We start from the raw sequence: 20251 nt of genomic DNA, 5'->3' as shown, positions 1-20251 counted from the left end.
CCGCCGACGAAAAACGGCAGCCAAAACAATAGTGGGTGGGTGACACCATGCGTCCATCATCTTGCATTTCATGGATGGCACCGATTTACTGATTTCCTATGGATGGCACCGATTTACTTCATTTCGTCTCGTTAACTCCCTCGCCTTGGAGTCTTGGCCACGCATCAAACCGGCGATCGACCGGCATGCCATCAATCCGCTCAATCACCCACCGGTTGCATGATGCACCGGTATCGTAATCGATCCGACTTCCACCTGGCTGGTGAAACGAATGTCTCAACGCGTCGTTGTCGGAGTTCGCTTTCTCCACGGCCTCAAGCACAGCTTGCGGATTTGAAGAACGCGTTAGATGAACAACACCTAAATGGGTGCTCGAATGAACGGCGACACATTGATCTTTGCCTCGGCGATACACCTTCCAAGTCTTGCCCTTCGCGTCTGGAAACCAATTTTGGGGAATCGAAACGGGACCGCCGGTGACGGCAAAGTCACGCCAAACACCCGTGTTGTTCCACTGGCGGTAGTCGTCGCCAGGCCCCGAAAGATGCAGTACCTGCGAAAGATCGGTGGCGTCGTCATCATCAAGGATCAGCGTGATGGGCCGTGCTACCAATAAGGAACGCGTGCGCCGGTATACTCCGCCGGCGGTGAGCAGATAGCCGGGACCTCCGGAATAGATTTCAGGTGAACTTCTGGATCCGTGCCCGATTTGCACATAGTATTCGTTTGGTTTTTCGAGGATCCACTGCGCGACTTTATCCGGTAACCGATAGGGTGACCAACAGGCCCAGAGCCCGACGTGATGGCTTTCAGTCACCTCAATGTTGCCGGGGGCGCTGGGCAATAGACTGACCCACGACTTGATCAGCGCCGCGTGCCGATCACCGGTCAGCCCCGTATCGTCGGCATGCTTCGGTTGACGACGAAACGGTGGAAAGCGACGAAAGCCTAAACTGCCCAAAGCGTAGTTCCAATTCAGTTGATCGAGCAAATCGCGTGCGGCTTGCTGAACCGCTTCAGAGCCAAACGCCTCCAGATTCAACACCGCTGTCAGCGTATAACCCTCATAGGGAATCGAATTGAATTCGTAGAGTCCCGCGGTTCGCAGTTCTTCAAGCAGATTCAGCAACCAAGCCTCCAATGAGTTGGCGACGTTGTCGTGCACCGGTCGTTGGCTGCCGTGGAGTGCTAACCAGCGGTTCTTTAGGTAGCGTGAGCCTTCGGTCATCAGAAGATGGTTCTCGGTATCTCGTACCAGCCCGAGCGTGCGTGGCACCATCACCAACGGTTCGCCGCCTTCGAGCGGTAACAATACCTTCAGTAAATGCTCTCGCGTTTTCGGATAGAGCACGTCGGGCTGATCACCGAAAAGAAACAGAATTGGCGTGAGTCCCGCCAATGTGAAGTCATAATCGCCCTCGGGATGGCGTTCCCAAGTCGAGCCTGCCTTGCCCCACGGCGTAACACTCAAAAGATAGGCGTTCGCCGCTTCCAAATCACGCTTGAGCAAGAATCGCCCCATCAGGGCGCGAGGTGCCCCAACCTTGCCATCGGTCTTCCATTCGCCCAGCGAATGTTTGGCCCAATGCTCAAGCAGACGATCGGTCGTCTCCGAACGATCCTGCCATTCTAAAGTGCGCGCTGTCGGGACCTCGATATTGCCGCTCTCAAGCGGCACGTGCGAAAACGGCGTCGCGCCGACATGGTAGACGGCCATGCGACCTAGAACCGCCAAGACGATCAACAGGATCACGCCAATCAACAGGATGAACCAGCGTCGATTCGTTCGGCTATTCTTCCTGTTCGTCACTTCAGTGGATGTCTCCACATTGAATCCTTCATTCGTTAGTTGACTGGTCCGCAAGCAGGGTAAGAAGGAATGCAATCCACGGTCAATCTAAGATGGTTGTGTTCAAGATTCAGGGCCATTCTAAAAGCAATTTGGTTCGTTCGGTTGGTGCGTCCCGACCTCAGCATTGATCAATGCTATCTCAGGAAGAGCTATCTCAGTAAGATGCGGCTTCTCCGCAAAACTTGTGGGTAACTTCACTAAGGATCTGCAGCAAGTTTCCGGAGCGGCAGCAACGCTATTGGCGTCCCCCCTGTTGAAGAGGTCGTGCAGTTTTTAACTTGTTTTTGAGTAGAAGCTTAGCAACGATTGGATTCTGTAGAAACGCCTTGATTTGTCGAGCCTGCCTTACTTGCATAGAAATTCGACCCACCGATTCTGAGGACGAGACGTGTTTTTAGTGCGATGAAGAGGCAAACTCTCGGTCTTTCGGATGAAGTTGGCTAAGCAGGACTTCGATTTCGTCGCCGCTTGTTTTACGCAGGACAACCCGTTGGTCGTTGACGGAAACGAGCTGGGCCGTCACGGAGAATTTCCCGTTGGCGCTTTTCCATTGTCGCGGTGAACTGGCCACTTGGGCGCCAGTTGTGTGAGTCGGCGGTCGGTGAACCTTCGGCAGAGGCGGCCCCGCAATGGTGAACGCAGCCCATTGCGAAGGATCAGCGGTTCCCCCCTCTTTCTCGAGTCGCTCGATCGTTGCCAACTGGGCCGATCGCAATGCGGACGCCGGCGTGCTGCCTGATGAGTAGTGTTTGAAAAAGTCACGCATCAGATCCGCCGTAACCTCATCCGGAATGGACCACAGTGTGGCTGCGATGTTTCTCGCACCGGCCAACTGAAATGCGTACCGCAGACTAGCGACACCTTCACCGCTACGAATGCTTCCCAGTGCCGTCTGGCAAGCGCTGAGTACCACCAATTCGGTACCTCGATAGTCCGCCCCCAAAATTTCAAGTCCTGTCAGAACGCCATCTCCGTTGCCTTTGATCGCCGCGTTGGCTCCCGCGAACGCCAACCCGCAAGTGGCCAAGGGGTGTTCGTCGGCGACCACTGTGGCAAAGCCATGCGTACTGAAGAGTGCGACTTTCGGACGCTGTGCAGCCTTGACGACCGACTCGATCGCATCGCTTCCAACGTAGAAATCAGGCTCGGAGTTTGCAAAGTCTCGCAGGTATGGCCGAACGGATTCCGCTTCCTTCGCGGTTCCCGGCAAGGGACTGAACGCGGAATCGCCTTTGCCATCGATTGCACCGGCGTTGTAGTCCGGATTCGCGACGATCATCGGCGCGGATTTTGACTCCGTCGACGGTAGAGTCAGCAGATCGCGGCCGCTGAGCAGGTATTGAACTTCATGTCGGTGGATCACCAGTCGGTTGTCCGACTCCGGAAGTGCCGCCCAGGGAATCAACCACAACAGATGGTCGGGCGAAACCAACCACTTTTTTGCACTGCTGACTTCGCGGGGCAACGGACGGACGAGCTGCGCGGCAATCGCTGCGAGACTCTGACGACTGACGTTTGCCACTTGATTGGCAGGCACTCGTCCGTTGACGCAGGCGTAAAAACCCGCCAGTGGACGGGCTAGACTCATCAAGTCGTCACAGAGCACCACCATCCGGACCTTGCCCTGTCCCGCGGGGGGAATGATCCACATGACGACTTGGGGCTTTTCATTCTTAGGACCAACGTTGGCTTCTCGCCCAGCGTCCTTCTCTTGCGGTTCAACCATACCGGTGATCGTTAACTCCAAAAGCACGGAGTCGCCTGGGATCTTGTCGCGTATCGCCGACACGGAGGTCCAGGGATCTCGCCGGAGTTCTGTCCAACCGGCCAAGCCAAGTTTCCATGACAGCTCGGACTCCTGTTCTCGAAGTCTGTTGAGTTCCCCCTGAGTTTCGTTGTGACCGTCGCTTTCCGTCTTGGACGAAAGGTTGGCAAGACTCAACGACGAGAGCATCTCACGCGTCTCGCTTAGCTCCGCAGCGATTGCCTGGACCTGCGGATCGCTCGTCGACGCCGCAATCCTGGCACGTTCTGCCAACGCCCGTGTTGCAGTGCCTTTGCTGTTGAGAATCCAGCCGGCAGAAACTTCAGCCGCGTTGGGCAACTGTTTCAGTCGAACGGCCAGACGCAAAGCGGCGTCAAGTGATGGTTGAAAGCGACGTGTGAGGAATTCTCTTTGTTCGGTCTCCGACATCGAAGGCAACTGTCGCGCAACATGATCTCGCAAGATCCGTTGACTCTGGTCCATGGTCGTCAGCGCCAGTTCCGACTTGCCAAGACGACCGTAGAGCTCCGCCAATTGCAGTGTCGCCTCCGCTGTTTCTGGGTGAGTCGGTCCCATGTATCGTCTGTTTTCATCAAGCTGCTTCACCAAAATAGGTTCGAGCAATTTCCATCCACCCACCTCGTCGACCTCCTTGAGCAGCCTGTCGTAGGACATACGCGTTGTCTGATGAAGCGGTCCCCATTCTGTTTTGTCTTGTTGCCAAGCGCGGTGGTACAGCGAGATGGACTCTTGAGTATTTCCCGCGATTTTGAGCCAAAAGGCTAGGCCTGCCAAGTTATGACTCGAGGGCGTTTTGCCTTCGGAGATGCGTTGATCGATAATTCGCCGTTTGGTAGCGACCGCTGCTTGGTAATCGCCTTTCGAATATTGCTCGACCGCAATATCGCCGATCATACTTTCCCAATAGGAATCGAATCGTTTGCCAGATTCCGCCATCTCAAGTGCCTCACGAATCAAAGGCATCCCCTTTTCTCGGTCCTGCAGACAAGAGTTGTAGGCGGAACCACACTCTTGAAGCAGCTTCTGAAGCCTTTTCGGGGCTCTCTGCAAACGCTTTCGTCCGGCATCGACCAATGCTTCGATTTCAAGTCGGGCGAGATCTTTCTTTCCTTCGTTACAGAGTGCGTTCGCCTTGCGAACAATGCCATTAATCCGATTCAGAAAGAGTTGCTCGCGAGAGAGTTTTTGATTCCCTGGTGACTGTCCCGAGCCAGTAGCACGTTTGATCTTCGAGTGCGACGCAAGCAAATCTTGATCCTTGATTCCCTGCAAGTTCCAGACTTGGCAAAGCGACCCTCGAGCAAGGGTCAACAACAAATACCGTTTGTCGGGAGAAAGCGACATCTTGGGTACACCCCAGCCTTTCCCAGAGCGAGTCCATTCCTTCAGCCGGTTGTCGAAGGCGAGGTACTTCGGAACCCCAGGATTCGAAAGCTTACGTATTTGGACCGCTTGGATCAGTTCCTCTTCCCCGAGCTCCATCGTGTACCAACGATCGGTTGTGACATCGGTTAACATCGCATCGTGATCATCAAGAAACGTCAGCCGTCGCCCTGAACGCAGATCATAGCAACCCGCGCCACTGGGTGGATCTCCGCCCCAACGCGTTGCGAACAGCCGGTTTGTATTGCGATCGATTGCCAGGCTGGTGAATTCGTCGTGGACTCCAAGGGTTTTTCCTTTGCCCGACGTCAGATCCCATGACCGCGTGACTTCGCTACAACTTGATAGCAACATCGTGCCACTGTCATCAAACGCGAAGGTGCGAATTCGCGTCGGATGGCCATCCAACCGGCGCTTGCACTCGCCACTTTTTAAATCCCAAATCGAAATCACTCGTTCTTCACGCACAGCCAATGTCAAACCGTCGGGACTGATGGCAGGAACCGCCCAAGTGATGTCAATCGGCCACGTCCGCACGACCTTTCCCTGCTCGAGGTCCAGGTGATGGACCCTTTCCCTGTCGATGACAATCAGGTAGCGACCATCCGGCGTGCAGGCCGATCGAGAAGGGTCTGCGGTGCGAAAGTCCATCCTATGAAGCTCACGTCCGCTCTTCAAATCGTAGACGATCAGGGCTTCCGACATGGAATTCGACTTGGTCGGTGGTCTGCCGGCAGCGTATTGGCACGCGATCAATCGGCCGTTAGCCGCAACGTGAAGGGCTACCGGACCACGTTCGCAATTCATCACCACATTGCTGGCGTCAGCACCGCGTGGAAGCACATCGGTGGTCTCCTGGGCGGAAGCAACCCCTTGGACCATCGATGCAACGATCACGATCCATCCCGTCAAACGCCCTTGCCGATTCTTCAATGGTCTACTCGATTCGTGGAAAAAAAGTGAGGAATCAGCCGATACGGAGCTTCTCATCCAACGAGTCGCAACAGCTCCCTCTGGTTTACAGACGTGGGATAGTCCGTTTAGGTTCCCAAAAGAATTTGTTCTCAGCGTCGCTCATCGAGGACATTGTGAAGAAGTTTGGTCGCGTCTTTAAGCGAACGGCAGGAACTCCAGAAAACTTTTTTTCCTGTCAAGAACGTCGTTCCGCTGAACCGTTGACCAGAGCATGCGAAACGCTACCGGAGATGAATCAACTCGGGATGCTCGTCCGAAGCCTCGATGGCACGGATTGTCTGGCGGACAACCTTGGCCTTTTCGAGCATCAATCTCCGCGGAAAATCTTTCTCGTCGTTCTCGAAATAGTCGGCGATTTGCCTCAGTTCTGGAATGGCTGGCTTAGCGTGGGCGCCGTAGAGAAGCAGCAACTTCATCAGCTCCGGCGTGCGTTTCTCGCTGGCCCATGGGTTTTGCGTTCGCGTGTACTTCACGCACGCATCGATGCCTTCCGCGACCCGATGCTTGGCCAACAACCGGAGTCCCTCGACCCGGATGTTGCTGGCGAACATGACCCCGCTTGGCGCCGGCACAACGATCGCTTGATGGATCGCGGGCAACAGCGGTTTGATTTCATCGTAGCTGAGATTCTCGTACACCGTCGCAAGACTGCCGCGAGCCCGTCCATCTTCGTTTTGCAATCCGGCGCGAATCGCTTTGAACAGCGACTCGCGATCGACGCCTTCGAGCGACTTGCCGATCAGTCCGCCTCGCTTGTTGAATAAGGCGAAACAGAGGTAACGTTGCTCCATGCTGCGAGGATCGTTGTTCGGGTCGGTCTTGGCGAGTCTTGCCAGCATATCGGGAATGGCCGCTCTGGCCGGATCTCCAATCCCTGCCATCGCCTCGTCTGCCAGAATCCGCAGCCAGAGGTCGTCGGATCGGGACGCTTTCTGCAGCGCCGGCACCGCCGCAGCGCCACGTCCTCGTTGCATCTTGATCGCCTGGCAGACGCCGTATTGTGTGTACAGATCCGAAGCGCCGAGCAACGGAATCAATTGGGCCATGATGTCCTCCGGCCGACGCCCCAGCGCCATCGCGGCGCGATTGCGAACAATGGGCGACCAACTGCTCAGGCGGCTGATCAGTTCCTGGCTGCTTAACTCATCATAAAAGCGGGTGCGATCCTTATTCGTCCAACCGCGTCCGTCAAGGATTAGAGCTTGTGCCGCGGCGGAATCGAGTTGAGGTGCGACCGACGACTGTTTGCCGGTCAGATGGATTTTTTTCAGCGGCAAGGCGTAGGCCAGCAGGTAGGCGCCGGTGCAGTCCCAACCGACATACTTGTCGCCCTTCGTTTCAGGCGGTCCCTGGTGAAGGTAGGTCCCGTCCCAACCTCGCGCAAGGTCGAAATACCACGCGCCGAACTCCTGCATCCACACGCCTGTGGCGTGCGGTCCCGACTGCGCGACGCTGGGCATCGACCACAGGATGTTGAAGAAGTTTCCTGTGTGCCCGGTGTCACGTTCCGACCCGTGCGAGGCGACGCTCATCCGCGAGAAGAATTCAGCGCCTTTGGTTTCGCCAAGCAGATTGAACATCAAAGCAGCGATTCCGTTTTTACCGTTGTCTTCGTGGGCTTCGATCCAGGGAGCATGATCGCCGTACGGGATGCTTCCCTTGCCAATGTAGAACCGCATCAAACGCAAGCTCTTCTCAATGGCTTGATCCAGCTTGGGATCTTGCACGCCCGCTTTTCGAGCGAGAATCAGCGAGGTGGTCAGCGGCAATCCCGGGGCGTTCATCATGCCATAGCCGCCGAGCCGTCCGTCGGGATTCGCGAAGCGATGCCCCCACGTTCCGACCACGCTCTGCCCATTGGCGGCTTCCATCGTCAGACGCCGCAAGCCCGGCATGACGGAGTCGTCTCCGGTTTCAATCACATACTCTGAGAGCAACATGATGACGTAACCGTAGTACCAGGTTTGAAAACTATCGGCCGAGTAGTCCGCGGCCCATTGAGCCTCCTTTTTCACCAGCGGTAGGTAATCGTCATTGCCGCTTGCTAGAAGAGCGAGAGCATTCAATGAACGCGTGATCGGATTCTGCTGGTAAGAGGGGGCCGCGACGCGCAGAGCCAACGCCTTGCACCCCACTTCGAGGATCCGTTTCGACTTCGGGCAGTTGTAGGGCGCGGTGGCGCGGTAGGTGCCAAGAACCGGTAGCTTGACGACAACTTTCTCTGTCTTGCCGGCCCGCCAGCGAATCAGCGACAAGTCTCCGCCACCTGCGTCCGATTCAGCAAACGTGATCGCCTTGCCCAACTCCGTGCGTGGATCGTAGGAAAACGGCTGTCCGCCCACACCGAGAATCACGTCACCGACCGCAAGAACTCCGTCACTAGGTGAGTTCTTTTGCACGCTTGTGATCGCTATCTGTCGCGCGTCGGTGGTAACCAGCTTGTCACTGAACATCCAGCCGCGGGCGCCTGTCGGCCCGAGATTCCAGTCGTGGTCCGCGCCCTCGGGGATTTTTTCGTTGTGCGTAAAGTCGGGGTTGGCGATCGCAGAACCTGGCCCGGCGGCCGACAACGGATCCGCGAACAAGACGAGTACGGAAACGAATTGTGTTGCCATTACAAGGAAAACAAACGGAAACACGGTCTTGCATCGGTCGTTCATCATTATCCTTGCCTGCCTTATTTGGCATGTGAAGTGAGTGCGTTTAGCACCAATGTAGCGGCTCAATGCAATGCGTATCGATTTGTAGGAAATTTCATCGTTATTTTGTGCGAACGTTTAGTTGCGTTCGCCTTTCGGACGCAGTTCGTTCCTGCGATTCGCTTGAGACAGAGAGGCAACTCACGGTCACTGTAGATTGTCTTCGAGCTGGTCAAAGGTGAGACGTAGCTGTGGGCTCATTGGTTGTTTTCAGTGAGCGAGAGAACTTGTGTCCGCCAAAGCGGAAGAGAATGTGGCAAAGGCGGTTCCTTTGTTCGATGGAATCCATGGTTTGGATTGTCCTCGGGGGATGCGGAAAGAGCCAGCGATGCAAAGCCAAGGCAATCGCAGTGCAAGAATGGCGATCGCGGGGCGATTTCAAATGTGTTTTAAGCATGAAATCAATACTATCCCCTGGCAAAACGGTTATGTCGAAAGCTCCACAGCCGTTTTCGCGATGAGTGCCTGGCATGCAAGCTGACCGGGAATCTACCGCAAACACGGGCAGTGATTGAATCTCAGCGAGTCGACTACAACGAACATCGAGCCCACAGCGTTTTGGGCAATCTGACTCCCAAAGAGTTCGCTTCATCTGGTCAGGCTAGCCCAGCCAGATGAAACCCGGTTTCGCTCACTGAGGTTGGTACAGGAAAGGGGAGCAGGTCACCACAACGTAAATTCGTGGATTGTGGGAACGTCCTTGGCTTCAAGAATGTTCAAGCGAAAATGTTGCGATTGGACCGGCTCGAACTTCAGTTCCTTATTTGGCCCCAGTGTGGTGCCGCCAGACACGGTTTTCCACTGGTCATGTTGTAGGAATTGCAGTTCGAAGCGGCGAACTCGATCCCAGTCGCCCTCATCAATCACCGCATGATCGATCGTTATTGGCTGTCCCAAATCCACTGCGAGCCAACCGCTGCGTGAATCCTCTTCCGCGCCCCAACGAGTACTCGGGTCGCCGTCAAAGGCAGCCCGCGGCCCATAGTTCTGATTCAACTGCCACACGCTGGACGCGCTGGACGATTGGCCCTGACTGATCGGCAGTGGCGGTGGTTTGATCTCGCCGCGAACATATTGCCCCACCTTCAAAAGAGTTGCTACGTCGATCGGCCGAAGTTGACCGTCGGGCATCGGGCCGATGTCGAGCGAATAGATGTTGCCATACTTCTCGGCCCCCAGATAATCCGCATAGATTTTCTCTGCCGACAAGCAAACATCGTCATTGTCTGGATGCGAATAGAACCACTTGGCGCCCTTGGGACGACTTGGTTGGATCGGGTAAGTGAACTCGGCTAAACGATACTTTGAGCCTGGGGCATCTCGCATGTGCGGGCCGGCAGCGGTTTGATCGTCCAACGGCCCAGGACGCCCTCTTTCGCCAAGACGAATGTCTGCACTGGCTTGGTCGCCATGATTGAACCCAATGAAGCATTCAGGTTGCAATTGCTTGCACCAAGCGGTCGTCTCGTCGTGGGGCAGCCCGCCGGTCCCAATGGCGTGATCGAACCAAATGTACTGGATCGGGCCGTATTGTGTCAGCAGCTCTTTCAGTTGACTCTTCTTCATTTCAGGTTTCAGCCCGCCGCCATTCTGTTGCCGCGGCCCCGGCCAGCGCCACTCGCCTTCTGAGAAGTACAAGGCCAGCTTGATTCCGTACTTGTCACAGGACTCGCGCAGTTGAGCCAGCACGTCGATACCCAAGGGGCTCTCGGTCACCTTGCGATCCGTGGTCTGGGTGTCCCAAAGACAGAATCCGTCGTGATGTTTTGTCAAGAACAGAATATAGCCCATACCGGACTCCTTGGCCGTGCGGCACCACTGGTCCGTATCGCATCCGCTTGCTTGAAAGAAATCAACACTCTCGATATCGCGTGTCCACTCCATGCCGGAAAACGTGCTGAACGACCAGCAGATGAACATGCCAAAGCGTAGTTGTTGAAGCTCCTCGGTACGCCGGCCCATGTCGACCAACGCGGGATCGGTGACGGTTGGCTCCGTCGCCCCATTGCGTCCAACTGAAAAGCAAAGCATCAAGAAAATGCTAAGTGCGACGCGCCCGCAACCTGCGAGCTTGCGTTCAGAGACAAAATCGACCCTCGATAACAAGAATTCACCTGCTAATTGATTTAGGTACCACATGGTATTGTGAATGACTCCTCCAAAAAAATGCACAACTTGCTCTGGAAAACGAACGGCGACGTAAGCTTGTTGCTTTCGATTCTCCTGCACATTGTAGTGCATTAGCCGAGTACTTTTGGCGGACGCGCTTCGAAAGAAAAAGTTTGGCAACAAGTGCATGCTTGGAATCCCAACTGAATTCCGATCAACGTTCATGGCAGGCGTGCCCACCGAGTGGTTGCCTGTCCGCTGAAAAATCCGCCCCAATGGTGGGCATCGAACTGCGGACCGATCAGACCTCACTGATCGGACCTCGCGGGGAAGCGCGTCTTGGAATTTCCACGCATGCTCATTTCCACGCATGCTCAAGTGGATAGACTCCGCCGTGTCCAGGTTGTTCTTGCCTTCCCCATGTCAGGACAAGGTCGGCACACGAAAGCGAGGATTTCAGAGCTCAATAGCTGGCCTTCGTTTCCCCCGATACGGACGCTCGGCACGACCTTTTTTACCGGACTCGCACTTTCGCCGGAGGTCGAAGTCGATGGCTACTCGTTCTTCGTAAGAGAGGTTTGTTCTCTATCCAAGACTGGTTTCATCTCGGCACCCCCCGACCCATTTGGTTTCTCGCAAAACATTCGGAATCTGTCTTCGAAAGCCGAACATTGCAATTTGGTTCCACAGCCATCCGTTCGAAAGTTTTTTTCGCAAACCCTTTTCTTCGATGCCAATGATTCCGTTTCCAAGGATGAATTATTGAGGGTGGCCGCTTTTTGGATCGATGTGATTTCTCCGAGAATCCACTCCAGCGACGCCATTGTGGTTCGCCGACCGATTAGTATATTAAGTATTCATGAAGGCCCGGTGTCGGTCTGCGAACTCGATCATCGTGTTGGTCGCAACACGTCAAGAAGATGCCCTGAGTAGCGATGCCCTGTGCGAATACGAAACGGATTGAGATGAAGTATCGGCTGCACGCTAGTTTGGTCGCCGAGGTGCGAACTTTGACGCGAGAGCAGATGTCAGCGGACAACATCGGACATCTCGACGGCGGCGATTGCGACGGAATCCATTCGCTGTATTTTGACACTCCCGAGCGAGATTTGTATTACCGTAGCGGCATGGTAGGACGTTCTAAGCATCGCATCCACCGTTATGGCGACGAACCGACGTTGGGGTCCGAGCCGAAACGGAAGCAGAAAATGGTCGTGCGAAACAGGCGGACGGCGGTCTCCGAATGCTGCTTGCGAGCGTGGTTGGCCGACAGTGATTCAGGCGGCAGCCATCTTACTTCGGCCGAAACGATTCGTCGCGGCAGCGCGGCGATGCAGATGGTTTATCGAATCGAACCCAGCCCGCCATCCCGACCAGCCGAACTCGTCGCAGCACTCAGTGCACTGCCCGTTGTCGAAGCGGTCGCTACTCGAACACTCTAACCCAGGTCTTGCTTACCTATGATCGGACATCGTTGGCGCCATCGGCTGCCCGGCTTCACTCTAATTGAGTTGTTAGTGGTGATCGTGATCATCGGCATCCTGGTCGCCTTGTTGTTACCGGCGGTACAGGCGGTTCGCGAGGCGGCACGGCGTACGACTTGTACCAACAACCTCAAACAGATCGGTTTGGCGATGCACAATCACGTCAGTGTTGAGGGCGGTTTTCCGCCGAGCCGCATCAATATCTCCGAGCCAGATTTCGAAGCCGGCTGGCAAACCTTGTTGCTGCCGCTAATCGAACAACCCGGCCTGTTCGAGGTTTACCAGACCGATCTGAAGTGGTCCAACAAAAAAAACCAAGTCGCCACCGCCACGTCGATCCCCGTTTTCTTGTGCCCCTCGACGGCGTCGGGACGCACGATGCCGCCGCCGCTGATCATGGAAGATCGTGGCATCAATTACGAATCAGCTCAATTCGGCGGCAGCGATTACTCGGCGATCAACAACGTTCGTCGGAGTTGTTGGATCGCGCAGGGATCGGACCTGCCCGGCGGCAATAGCCGCGAACTTCGCGGAGCGTTATTCCCGCCCGATCACAAAGCCCCCGGCGTGGTGGGCCGTTGGATTCCGACGAGCGAAATTTCCGACGGATTGTCCACGACGATTATGTTAGTCGAAGACGCCGGCCGTCCCGAATTGTGGATCAACCGGCGACTGGGGAGCAATCCCGATCCCGGCGAACTCTGGACCGGAACATCTTATGTCAAAGAGGGTTGGGGATGGGCCGACATCCAAGACAGCCTCAGTTTGGATTTCGCTGATTCGGTTTCAGGTCGTACCAACAAGACCGATAAGGCCCCGCCATTCGACGTTGACTTGCACGGGACCGCTGCGGTCAATGCGACCAACGACGGCGAAATTTACTCGTTCCACCCGAGCGGCGCGATGACGCTTCGCTGCGACGGCTCGGTCCATTTCATCTCGGAAAACATTGACGGATTGGTGTTAATTCGGCTATCGACTAAGACCGGTGGCGAGGTCGTCGAGGAGTAAGGCCGACGGTCCGCAATGAGATCAATGATTCCGCCGAATCGCTCGCATTGCAATCGCTTGCAGTAAGCATGGACGGCAAAGGACGCGCAATCGATAACGTCGATGATTGAACGACTGTGGTGAACTGTAAAACATGACGAAGTCGATATCAAGGCAAACGCCATAGGAACGGATTGTCATCAAGGGCTCAGTGACTACCTGGGCTTTTCCGAACGCAAGCGTCGGCACCAGTCCTTAGACCGTCACTCGCCTTGGGGAAATCGACCATCCCAAAGGCTCGAAGCGAACACTGCTCTCTATCGAAGAATCCCGCCGTGGTTTGAACATTGGAGTCCACTTCATAACATCGGTGATTACGCGAATCGGTTCAAACGCTGTCTCCGTCTGTATATGGCTTCAAGCTATCCTGGGCAACGAATTCGGCAGGGACTTCAAGGAGACGATCCAATGTCTCTGTCAACTGAACGATCACGTCCCAATTTTCAACAGTGAAAGATTGCGAATGGGCGAGATTATTTCGAAGGCTTTCTATTCCCTTAATCGACTTTTCGATTTGATTTCGCGAACGATTCCAGTGGCGCAATCTAAGTTCCTGTGTCCTCGCAAAAATTTGGCCTTTGTCCGATAGCTGTAAACAATCAATTAGATCGACTGCCTGCTTTCGACGCGTGCGTTCAGCCTGTAATTGCTGCGCCTTTGCAATTCGTTGATCTGAAAGCGATTCGCACCAAACGTTGTTTGCCAGAGAGCCGTCAATGATTCGCGTTAGAATCATTTCGAACAACGTCACCATACCGAACAACCACATCCGCATTGGCGGTTTCTCGAGGTCGGATCGGACGATCACGCCAACAGGTTGCCCTAAAGTCGACACCAATACAAACCTCGTTTCGTTCAGGCTTCGCACGACATCTTGAAACGGCGTCGTTGTTGTCACGATGGCGGCCGATGACAAAGCCACCATTTGCTCGGCCAGCGGATAATCGGTTACGTTGTCCTGTTCGATGAATCCAGCAACGACCCCCTCTCGTCGGATGCCAATCACCGTCAGCGGGCGACTGACCATGAATCGGCGAACTTCTTCAACGTCCGCGGTTACATCAAAGGATGCGAGCGGCTCGGCAAGATCTCTGGCAACAAAACTGTCGTAGAAAACTCGACGGAGACTCTGAACGGTGGTTGGCGACGTTTGCATCGCGACCTCTTTGGTGCTTGAATGTTTATGATTGATCCTAGACCCGCGAATACGATAGGCGAGATGGTCGCTCTTGAATAACTCAGGTTCTTTTACAGAGCCTGCTCTAATCCACGCGGCTTTGCCCGAACCGCCACTTGTCTAGCTCGACAAGCATATAGAGTAACAGGCCGGAACCGATGGCTAGAGCCCACGGTCGCCACGTGGTCGGCGCCGATTCGAAAAGGCGATTCATCAAGGGGGAATAGGTAAATAACAGTTGTAGTGCGATCATCCCTACGACCCCAAGCCACAGCCATCGATTACTAAATACTCCAACCCGAAACATTGAATGCCGAAGCGATCGACAGCTCAACAAGTAGAACACCTGTCCCAGCACGATGACGTTAACAGCAGCGGTGCGCGCGGAATCCACATCGACGCCAAGGGACTTCTTGAAAGCGAAGACCATGTAGGTGGCAACGACCAAAATCCCACCAACCCATAACGTACGCCAAATCATTGTTCGAGAGAGTATCGGATCGTTTTGTGCCCGCGGCGGGCGAGACATCAGGTTGGGTTCCTTCGGCTCAAAGGCGAGCGTCGCGCCAAGCAGTACGGCAGTCGCCATGTTTATCCAGAGGATTTGCAGCGGAGTAATGGGAAGCTGAAGTCCCAAAAACGCTGCAACGAGAATGATTCCGGCCTCACCCAAATTCGTTGGTAATGTCCAAGCGATAAACTTAATCAGATTGTCATAGATCCCACGCCCCTCTTCCACGGCCGCTTCAATCGACGCAAAATTATCGTCGGTCAAAATCATATCGGCTGCTTCTTTGGTCACTTCTGTACCAGTGATTCCCATCGCAACGCCAATATTGGCTTGTCGCAGGGCAGGTGCATCGTTCACACCGTCACCGGTCATCGCCACAACATGATCGCGAGATTGCAGTGCCTCAACAAGACGCAGTTTCTGACTTGGTGACACGCGTGCGAATACCGCAGCGTTTTCGGCAGACTCGATCAATTGACGGTCGGTCATCTGTTCCAGTTCCAAACCGGTGAACCCAACCAGCGACTGTGTATGCTCGTCTCGTTGGCCTTCAAGGCCCAATTGCGACGCAATCGCTGTGGCGGTTCCAACGTGATCCCCCGTGATCATCTTTACTTTGATGCCAGCTTGCTGACACGCCTTAACCGCCGTGATTGCTTCGGGGCGGGGCGGGTCAATCATGCCCTGCAAACCTAGCAACTGTAATCCGTCTTGGACGTCATCGTGAGAGAGTGTTTCCTGATGCGATGGCATCGGCTTCGTAGCCAATGCAAGAACACGAAGGCCTTGTTTTGCCATCGTCTGTACCATTACCGTGGTCTCATCAACGTCAAGATCACCCCCACCGAAAAGACTAACGCAACGCGGCAGTAATTGTTCAACCGAACCTTTCATGTACACCGTAGTTTCGCCACCAGATCGATGCAGCGTCGCCATGTATTGGTGCTGCGACTCAAAAGGAACGACATCCAGCCGAGGCCGAAGTGTTTGTTCATGATCGCGGACAAAACCTCCCTTTGCCGCCGAAACCAGTAAAGCAGCCTCGGTCGGGTCACCCTCGACCCGCCAATTGTCGTCGTCATCCTGGGTCACTCGAGCGTCGTTACAAAGCAGCCCACCAAGCAGAATTTCCGACAATGGTTCGCCTACGACAACAGGTACTTTGGTAGCTTCGTCACCGTCCCGCAGCGTGCTAGTCATGTGGCCATCGGGATCATAGCCAGTTCCCGTGACGCCGTATTGCTGTCCGCCGGTATAAATCGAGCAGACTGTCATTTGATTTTGAGTCAGCGTACCGGTCTTGTCGGAACAAATCACGGTAGTACTGCCGAGTGTTTCGACCGCAGGAAGCTTTCTCACTATCGCATGTCGCTGCGCGAGTCGCGACACACCAAGAGCCAAAGTTGCGGTCACTACCGCCGGAAGTCCTTCAGGGATTGCGCCCACGGAAAGCGCGACTGCGGCCAGCAATACTTCAACAGCGGACTCACCACGTATCATGATTGCAATCGCAACCAATGATGCCAGCACGAGAATCACTTTCAACAGCGAATGGCTAAGCTCGTTGATCCGACGAACAAGTGGGGTCTCTAAGACATCGGCGGACGCGATCAATTCGTTAATCTGGCCGATCTCGGTTCGATCCCCCGTCGCCACGACTAGGCCAGCCGCCGTTCCGTACGTTACCAACGTTGTCGAAAAAACCATATTGGTTCTGTCAGCCAATACCGTGCTTGCCGCCAAAATATCCGTATGTTTTTCAACCGGAACCGACTCGCCCGTCAACGCAGACTCATCGATTTGCAGATCTTTTACGCGAACTAAACGTAAATCAGCAGGAACTCGATCGCCCGACTGCAGCAGTACCAAATCTCCCGGCACCAATTCCGCCGCCGCGACCTGAGATGGCTGACCACCACGCACAACGGTTGCCTCGTTGTTCATGATCTTACTAAGTGCGTCGATCGCCTTTAAGGCTTTTGCTTCCTGCATAAACCCAATCGTCGCATTGACAATGACGACGGCAAAAATGACAGCAGCGTCTGCCCACTCGCGAAGCACCAAAGTAAGGGCAACCGCAGCCAATAGGATATAAACCAACGGTTGTTGAAATTGACGGAACAAGATTTGAAGCGGAGTCTCACCGACTCGCTGCGTCAGCGAGTTCGGACCATGCCGATCGAGACGCCGATCAATCTCTAGCAACCCGAGTCCACGGTCGATGTCAGCTTCAAGCCGCGATACCACATCCTCGGTGCTCTGATGGTGCCAAAATTCGGTTTGTGGTTTTGCCATTTGACAATCTCCCTGCACGATGCTTCGGTGTTCGTACCCAATGCACAACCGATCACGATCCGAAATCACTTTTTGCTTGTAACTTGAACAGGATCCATCCGCCCCGAAGATGCCTTCGCAACCTATCGGGCATTGAACATCCTACCATGAGTGAGAAGCCAAAATGCGAATTGGTTCATTGCGACACCTGACGCGTCTACCGGCCCGTGTTTTGGCGTTTTGCATGCGGCAACTCACCCCGCTCGATCATGCCTCACTTATCGCAAAGATGCGCATTCATAACGCTCACGGCTTTGGATGCAGCGTCCTAAGCTTTCGATGCCAACATTGGCGTGAAAGCCTCGGGAATCCGTAATGGCACGGATTCGCGATGCGGAACAAACCGCACCTTTACAAATCAGGAAAGCTTGGGGGCCTGGAACCCAATCGGTTTTTGCACAACCACGGAACAGCTGACTCGCGTCAGAATCGCCTCGGCTGTGTTCCCAACCAACATTCCGGTCACTCCCGAACGGGACCGAGTGCCAAGCGTCAACAAGTCCGCATTGACCTGCTGTACATATTCGGGAATCACCTGAACCGGATCTCCATGCAACAGTTTTGTATTTGGCTTGAAACGATCGGCGTAGTGATCATCCAATCCGTCGCGGAACCGATTCACCAAAGCTGCTAACCACTCTCGGCTACGAGCCTCCTCAGCCTCGGTGATACGGTCCAACTCCTCGATCAGGTCAGGACGACGCTCGGATCGCAAAAAAGACTCGCCGTATACTGACCACGCATAAACAATATCTACTTCCGTGATCGAAGGGTCGAATGTCGCCGCAAACGCAACACCATCTAGGATCGACTGATTCAGGTTTGCTTTGTATTCATTTCCATAATCATATTCGACAGCCGCAACGATCTTCCCCGAACTTTCTGAATTGGAGTCCAGTTTAGGACGCGCGATGCACACGGTGCACGGACACGCCCGAATTAATCGCATGTCGGCTCCGCCAAACAATTGTTCCCTAAGTCCGTGACAGGGCGCAGGTGCCTTGATCAGAAGATCGTAATCCTCATCACAGACCAATTGGATGATCGGCGTAGTCGGGTCTCCGACCAATACCCGCGTGTTAATGTTTTCACCACTCTGGGCAGCGAGCGTTTCAAGCTGTGACTGCCGCTGCTCAACCATCATCTTCTGTACTTGATCCAAACCAATCAATTTGGAGGAAATCCGAACTTGAGTTTCCGCAGGCGGCACGACGGAAACCAAGGTCAGTTCAGCCCCCATCCGTTTTGCTGTAGCAATCGCCGCTTGAATGACATTCGTAGCATTGTCTCCGTCCGCATCGACCAAGAATTTTTTTAGATGTCGCATTAGCTATGTCCATGGTGTGTTTCGAAACGCGCCTCGCAACTTGAACGGTAGTAGCGCCCGCCATCGAAATCTAACACGAGCGATACCGAGCGACAACCGTTGCGCCGCGGAACGAACGCTCCGATTTCGTCACACCGTTTGAAACGTTAACGCTGCATGCATGCGAACCGTTCACGCTCCCCAGGAATCTTCAATAACTCGTTTTGCATCCTCACACTGCATTCTCGGACGATCGCTCTGCTGTTAAGAAGAATGTCAAAAGCGATGCGATTACGGATGAAACTTAGTCCGCTTGGCAGAGTCCGGTTATCAATGGTCTACATCTTATGGTGTTTTCTCATCTGTTTCCGAAGGCAACTCGATGACGCTCCGCGTTTGAATGGGCCGTATTCAAATGGGCCGCATTCAAAAAACCCGTTAATCTGTTTTGCTTCATGCCTGCGCCCGATCCGGACACGCACTCACTGGGACGCCGAGGTCTGACCGTTGGTCGGCAAGAAAAAGAAACGAGCCTTTGATTCAGGAATGTCCTGCAGATCATAAATCAAAGCACTCAACGCAACTGGCAAATCGGTCTCTATCAAATCGATACCAAAGTCAAGCCGACTTTGATATTCCGCTCTCAGCATTGTACATTCCTGCTCGTTAGCATTACGAAGTTGCCGATCGAGGTTTCGTGAGGTACCCGCCATGCAGCAAACACCATTTGCATGAAGACGCCTCAGAAGATCTGCGTCGCGTGGCACATCGTGTCCGACAAACGCGACAATTCGATCCCAAGGCACTCCCGACTCACGAAACCCACGTAACCTTTGTGAGTTTCCGATCATCACTTCCATCATGATGTCAGGATCCAGTCGGTGACAGGTTCGGATATCTTCAAAATTGTAAGCCATGATCATCGCGTAGCCATGCGCTTGGTGCTCTTGAATCTTCTTGACACAATCTTCAACCTGAACGTTCTTTTTGTCCAGAATAAGGATTGTCTTGCCACGAGCCCAACGCAGCGTTTCGTCCAATGTCGGCATCAGATACTTAGTCACGTTGCCCGCGTTATCTTTCAAACGCAGATGCTGCAGCTGTTGCAAGCTCCGATCGGAAACGGGCCCCGTTCCGCTTGTCGTACGATCGAGCGTGCGATCGTGGTGTAACACAATTTGTCGATCCTTGGTGTACTGCAAATCGATTTCCAAAATCGAAAATCCACTTTGAAGTGTGTGCTCAAACGTTGCAATACAATTCTCAGGATAGTTGGCGACCGCGCCGCCGCGGTGTGCACTGACCAGTGGCATCGTAGCACCGTCGTGCCTCAATAGTTCCCGCAGTCCGTTCGCATTTTTCGTATCAATGCGGTGCAAGCGTGCTTGTTGTTGGCATAATGTTACACTGGGTGTCAGCAACACTGCGAAAGCAGCCCAAACGAAAACTCGTATCATCGGTGTACTCATTTCGAAGCGTCGTGTGTATTTGTAAAAGGCGATTTTGCGGTGCAGACCGATTTCCTTTATCGTCCCTGCTGACTAAGTGAATATTGTAGGTAAATGCGAACGGATATGGTAGAATT

At 54.2% G+C, this 20251-nt stretch carries 12 protein-coding genes; 4 read left to right on the top strand and 8 right to left on the bottom strand.

What is annotated here, in order from left to right; genetic code table 11:
- Nucleotides 1-118: 118 nt before the first annotated feature.
- The 3 genes from CA13_RS25685 to CA13_RS25675 form a co-directional block, all read right to left on the bottom strand.
- On the bottom strand, nt 119-1810 hold the full coding sequence (locus tag CA13_RS25685) for a hypothetical protein (protein ID WP_419194820.1): 1692 nt from the start codon (nt 1808-1810) through the stop codon (nt 119-121).
- A 436-nt stretch (nt 1811-2246) separates the two neighbouring features.
- Complete coding sequence (locus CA13_RS25680; RefSeq protein ID WP_419194819.1) at nt 2247-5954, bottom strand: CHAT domain-containing protein; 3708 nt, start codon at nt 5952-5954, stop codon at nt 2247-2249.
- 263 nt (nt 5955-6217) lie between these two features.
- Nucleotides 6218-8611 carry a DUF6288 domain-containing protein gene (locus tag CA13_RS25675; protein ID WP_419195156.1) on the bottom strand — a complete coding sequence of 798 codons (2394 nt, stop codon included), beginning with the start codon at nt 8609-8611 and terminating at the stop codon, nt 6218-6220.
- Nucleotides 8612-8924: 313 nt separating this feature from the next.
- On the opposite strand from CA13_RS25675, the gene CA13_RS25670 reads away from it, so the two are divergent.
- Both CA13_RS25670 and CA13_RS25665 read left to right on the top strand, forming a co-directional pair.
- Nucleotides 8925-9176, top strand: coding sequence for a hypothetical protein (locus tag CA13_RS25670; protein WP_146401552.1), 252 nt, complete (start codon nt 8925-8927; stop codon nt 9174-9176).
- Entirely contained in the window at nt 9110-9313 is a 204-nt protein-coding gene (locus tag CA13_RS25665; protein WP_146403892.1) for an integrase core domain-containing protein, read from the top strand. The genes CA13_RS25670 and CA13_RS25665 overlap by 67 nt, the downstream gene beginning before the upstream one ends.
- A gap of 45 nt (nt 9314-9358) precedes the next feature.
- On the opposite strand, the gene CA13_RS25660 is transcribed toward CA13_RS25665, so the two are convergent.
- Nucleotides 9359-10834 carry an alpha-L-fucosidase gene (locus tag CA13_RS25660; RefSeq protein ID WP_419194818.1) on the bottom strand — a complete coding sequence of 492 codons (1476 nt, stop codon included), beginning with the start codon at nt 10832-10834 and terminating at the stop codon, nt 9359-9361.
- A 935-nt stretch (nt 10835-11769) separates the two neighbouring features.
- Here CA13_RS25660 and CA13_RS25655 point away from each other — a divergent pair.
- On the top strand, nt 11770-12246 hold the full coding sequence (locus CA13_RS25655; RefSeq protein ID WP_419194817.1) for a VTC domain-containing protein: 477 nt from the start codon (nt 11770-11772) through the stop codon (nt 12244-12246).
- Between the two features lie 18 nt (nt 12247-12264).
- Entirely contained in the window at nt 12265-13299 is a 1035-nt protein-coding gene (locus CA13_RS25650) for a DUF1559 domain-containing protein (RefSeq protein WP_146401546.1), read from the top strand.
- A gap of 367 nt (nt 13300-13666) precedes the next feature.
- Here CA13_RS25650 and CA13_RS25645 read toward each other — a convergent pair whose 3' ends face one another.
- From CA13_RS25645 to CA13_RS25630, 4 genes are all read right to left on the bottom strand, one after another.
- Nucleotides 13667-14494: a hypothetical protein gene (locus tag CA13_RS25645; protein WP_146401544.1), complete on the bottom strand. Its 828-nt coding sequence runs from the start codon at nt 14492-14494 to the stop codon at nt 13667-13669.
- A gap of 106 nt (nt 14495-14600) precedes the next feature.
- Nucleotides 14601-17321, bottom strand: coding sequence for a cation-transporting P-type ATPase (locus CA13_RS25640; RefSeq protein WP_146401542.1), 2721 nt, complete (start codon nt 17319-17321; stop codon nt 14601-14603).
- A 397-nt stretch (nt 17322-17718) separates the two neighbouring features.
- Complete coding sequence (locus tag CA13_RS25635; RefSeq protein WP_146401540.1) at nt 17719-18687, bottom strand: universal stress protein; 969 nt, start codon at nt 18685-18687, stop codon at nt 17719-17721.
- 461 nt (nt 18688-19148) lie between these two features.
- Nucleotides 19149-20123, bottom strand: coding sequence for a glycerophosphodiester phosphodiesterase family protein (locus CA13_RS25630; protein ID WP_419194816.1), 975 nt, complete (start codon nt 20121-20123; stop codon nt 19149-19151).
- Nucleotides 20124-20251: the final 128 nt, after the last annotated feature.

Origin of the sequence: Novipirellula herctigrandis (genome assembly GCA_007859835.1) — a bacterium.
GTDB lineage: Bacteria > Planctomycetota > Planctomycetia > Pirellulales > Pirellulaceae > Novipirellula_A > Novipirellula_A herctigrandis.
The sequence above is the reverse complement of the archived record's forward strand: the minus strand, read 5'-3'. Positions and strand labels throughout refer to the sequence as shown.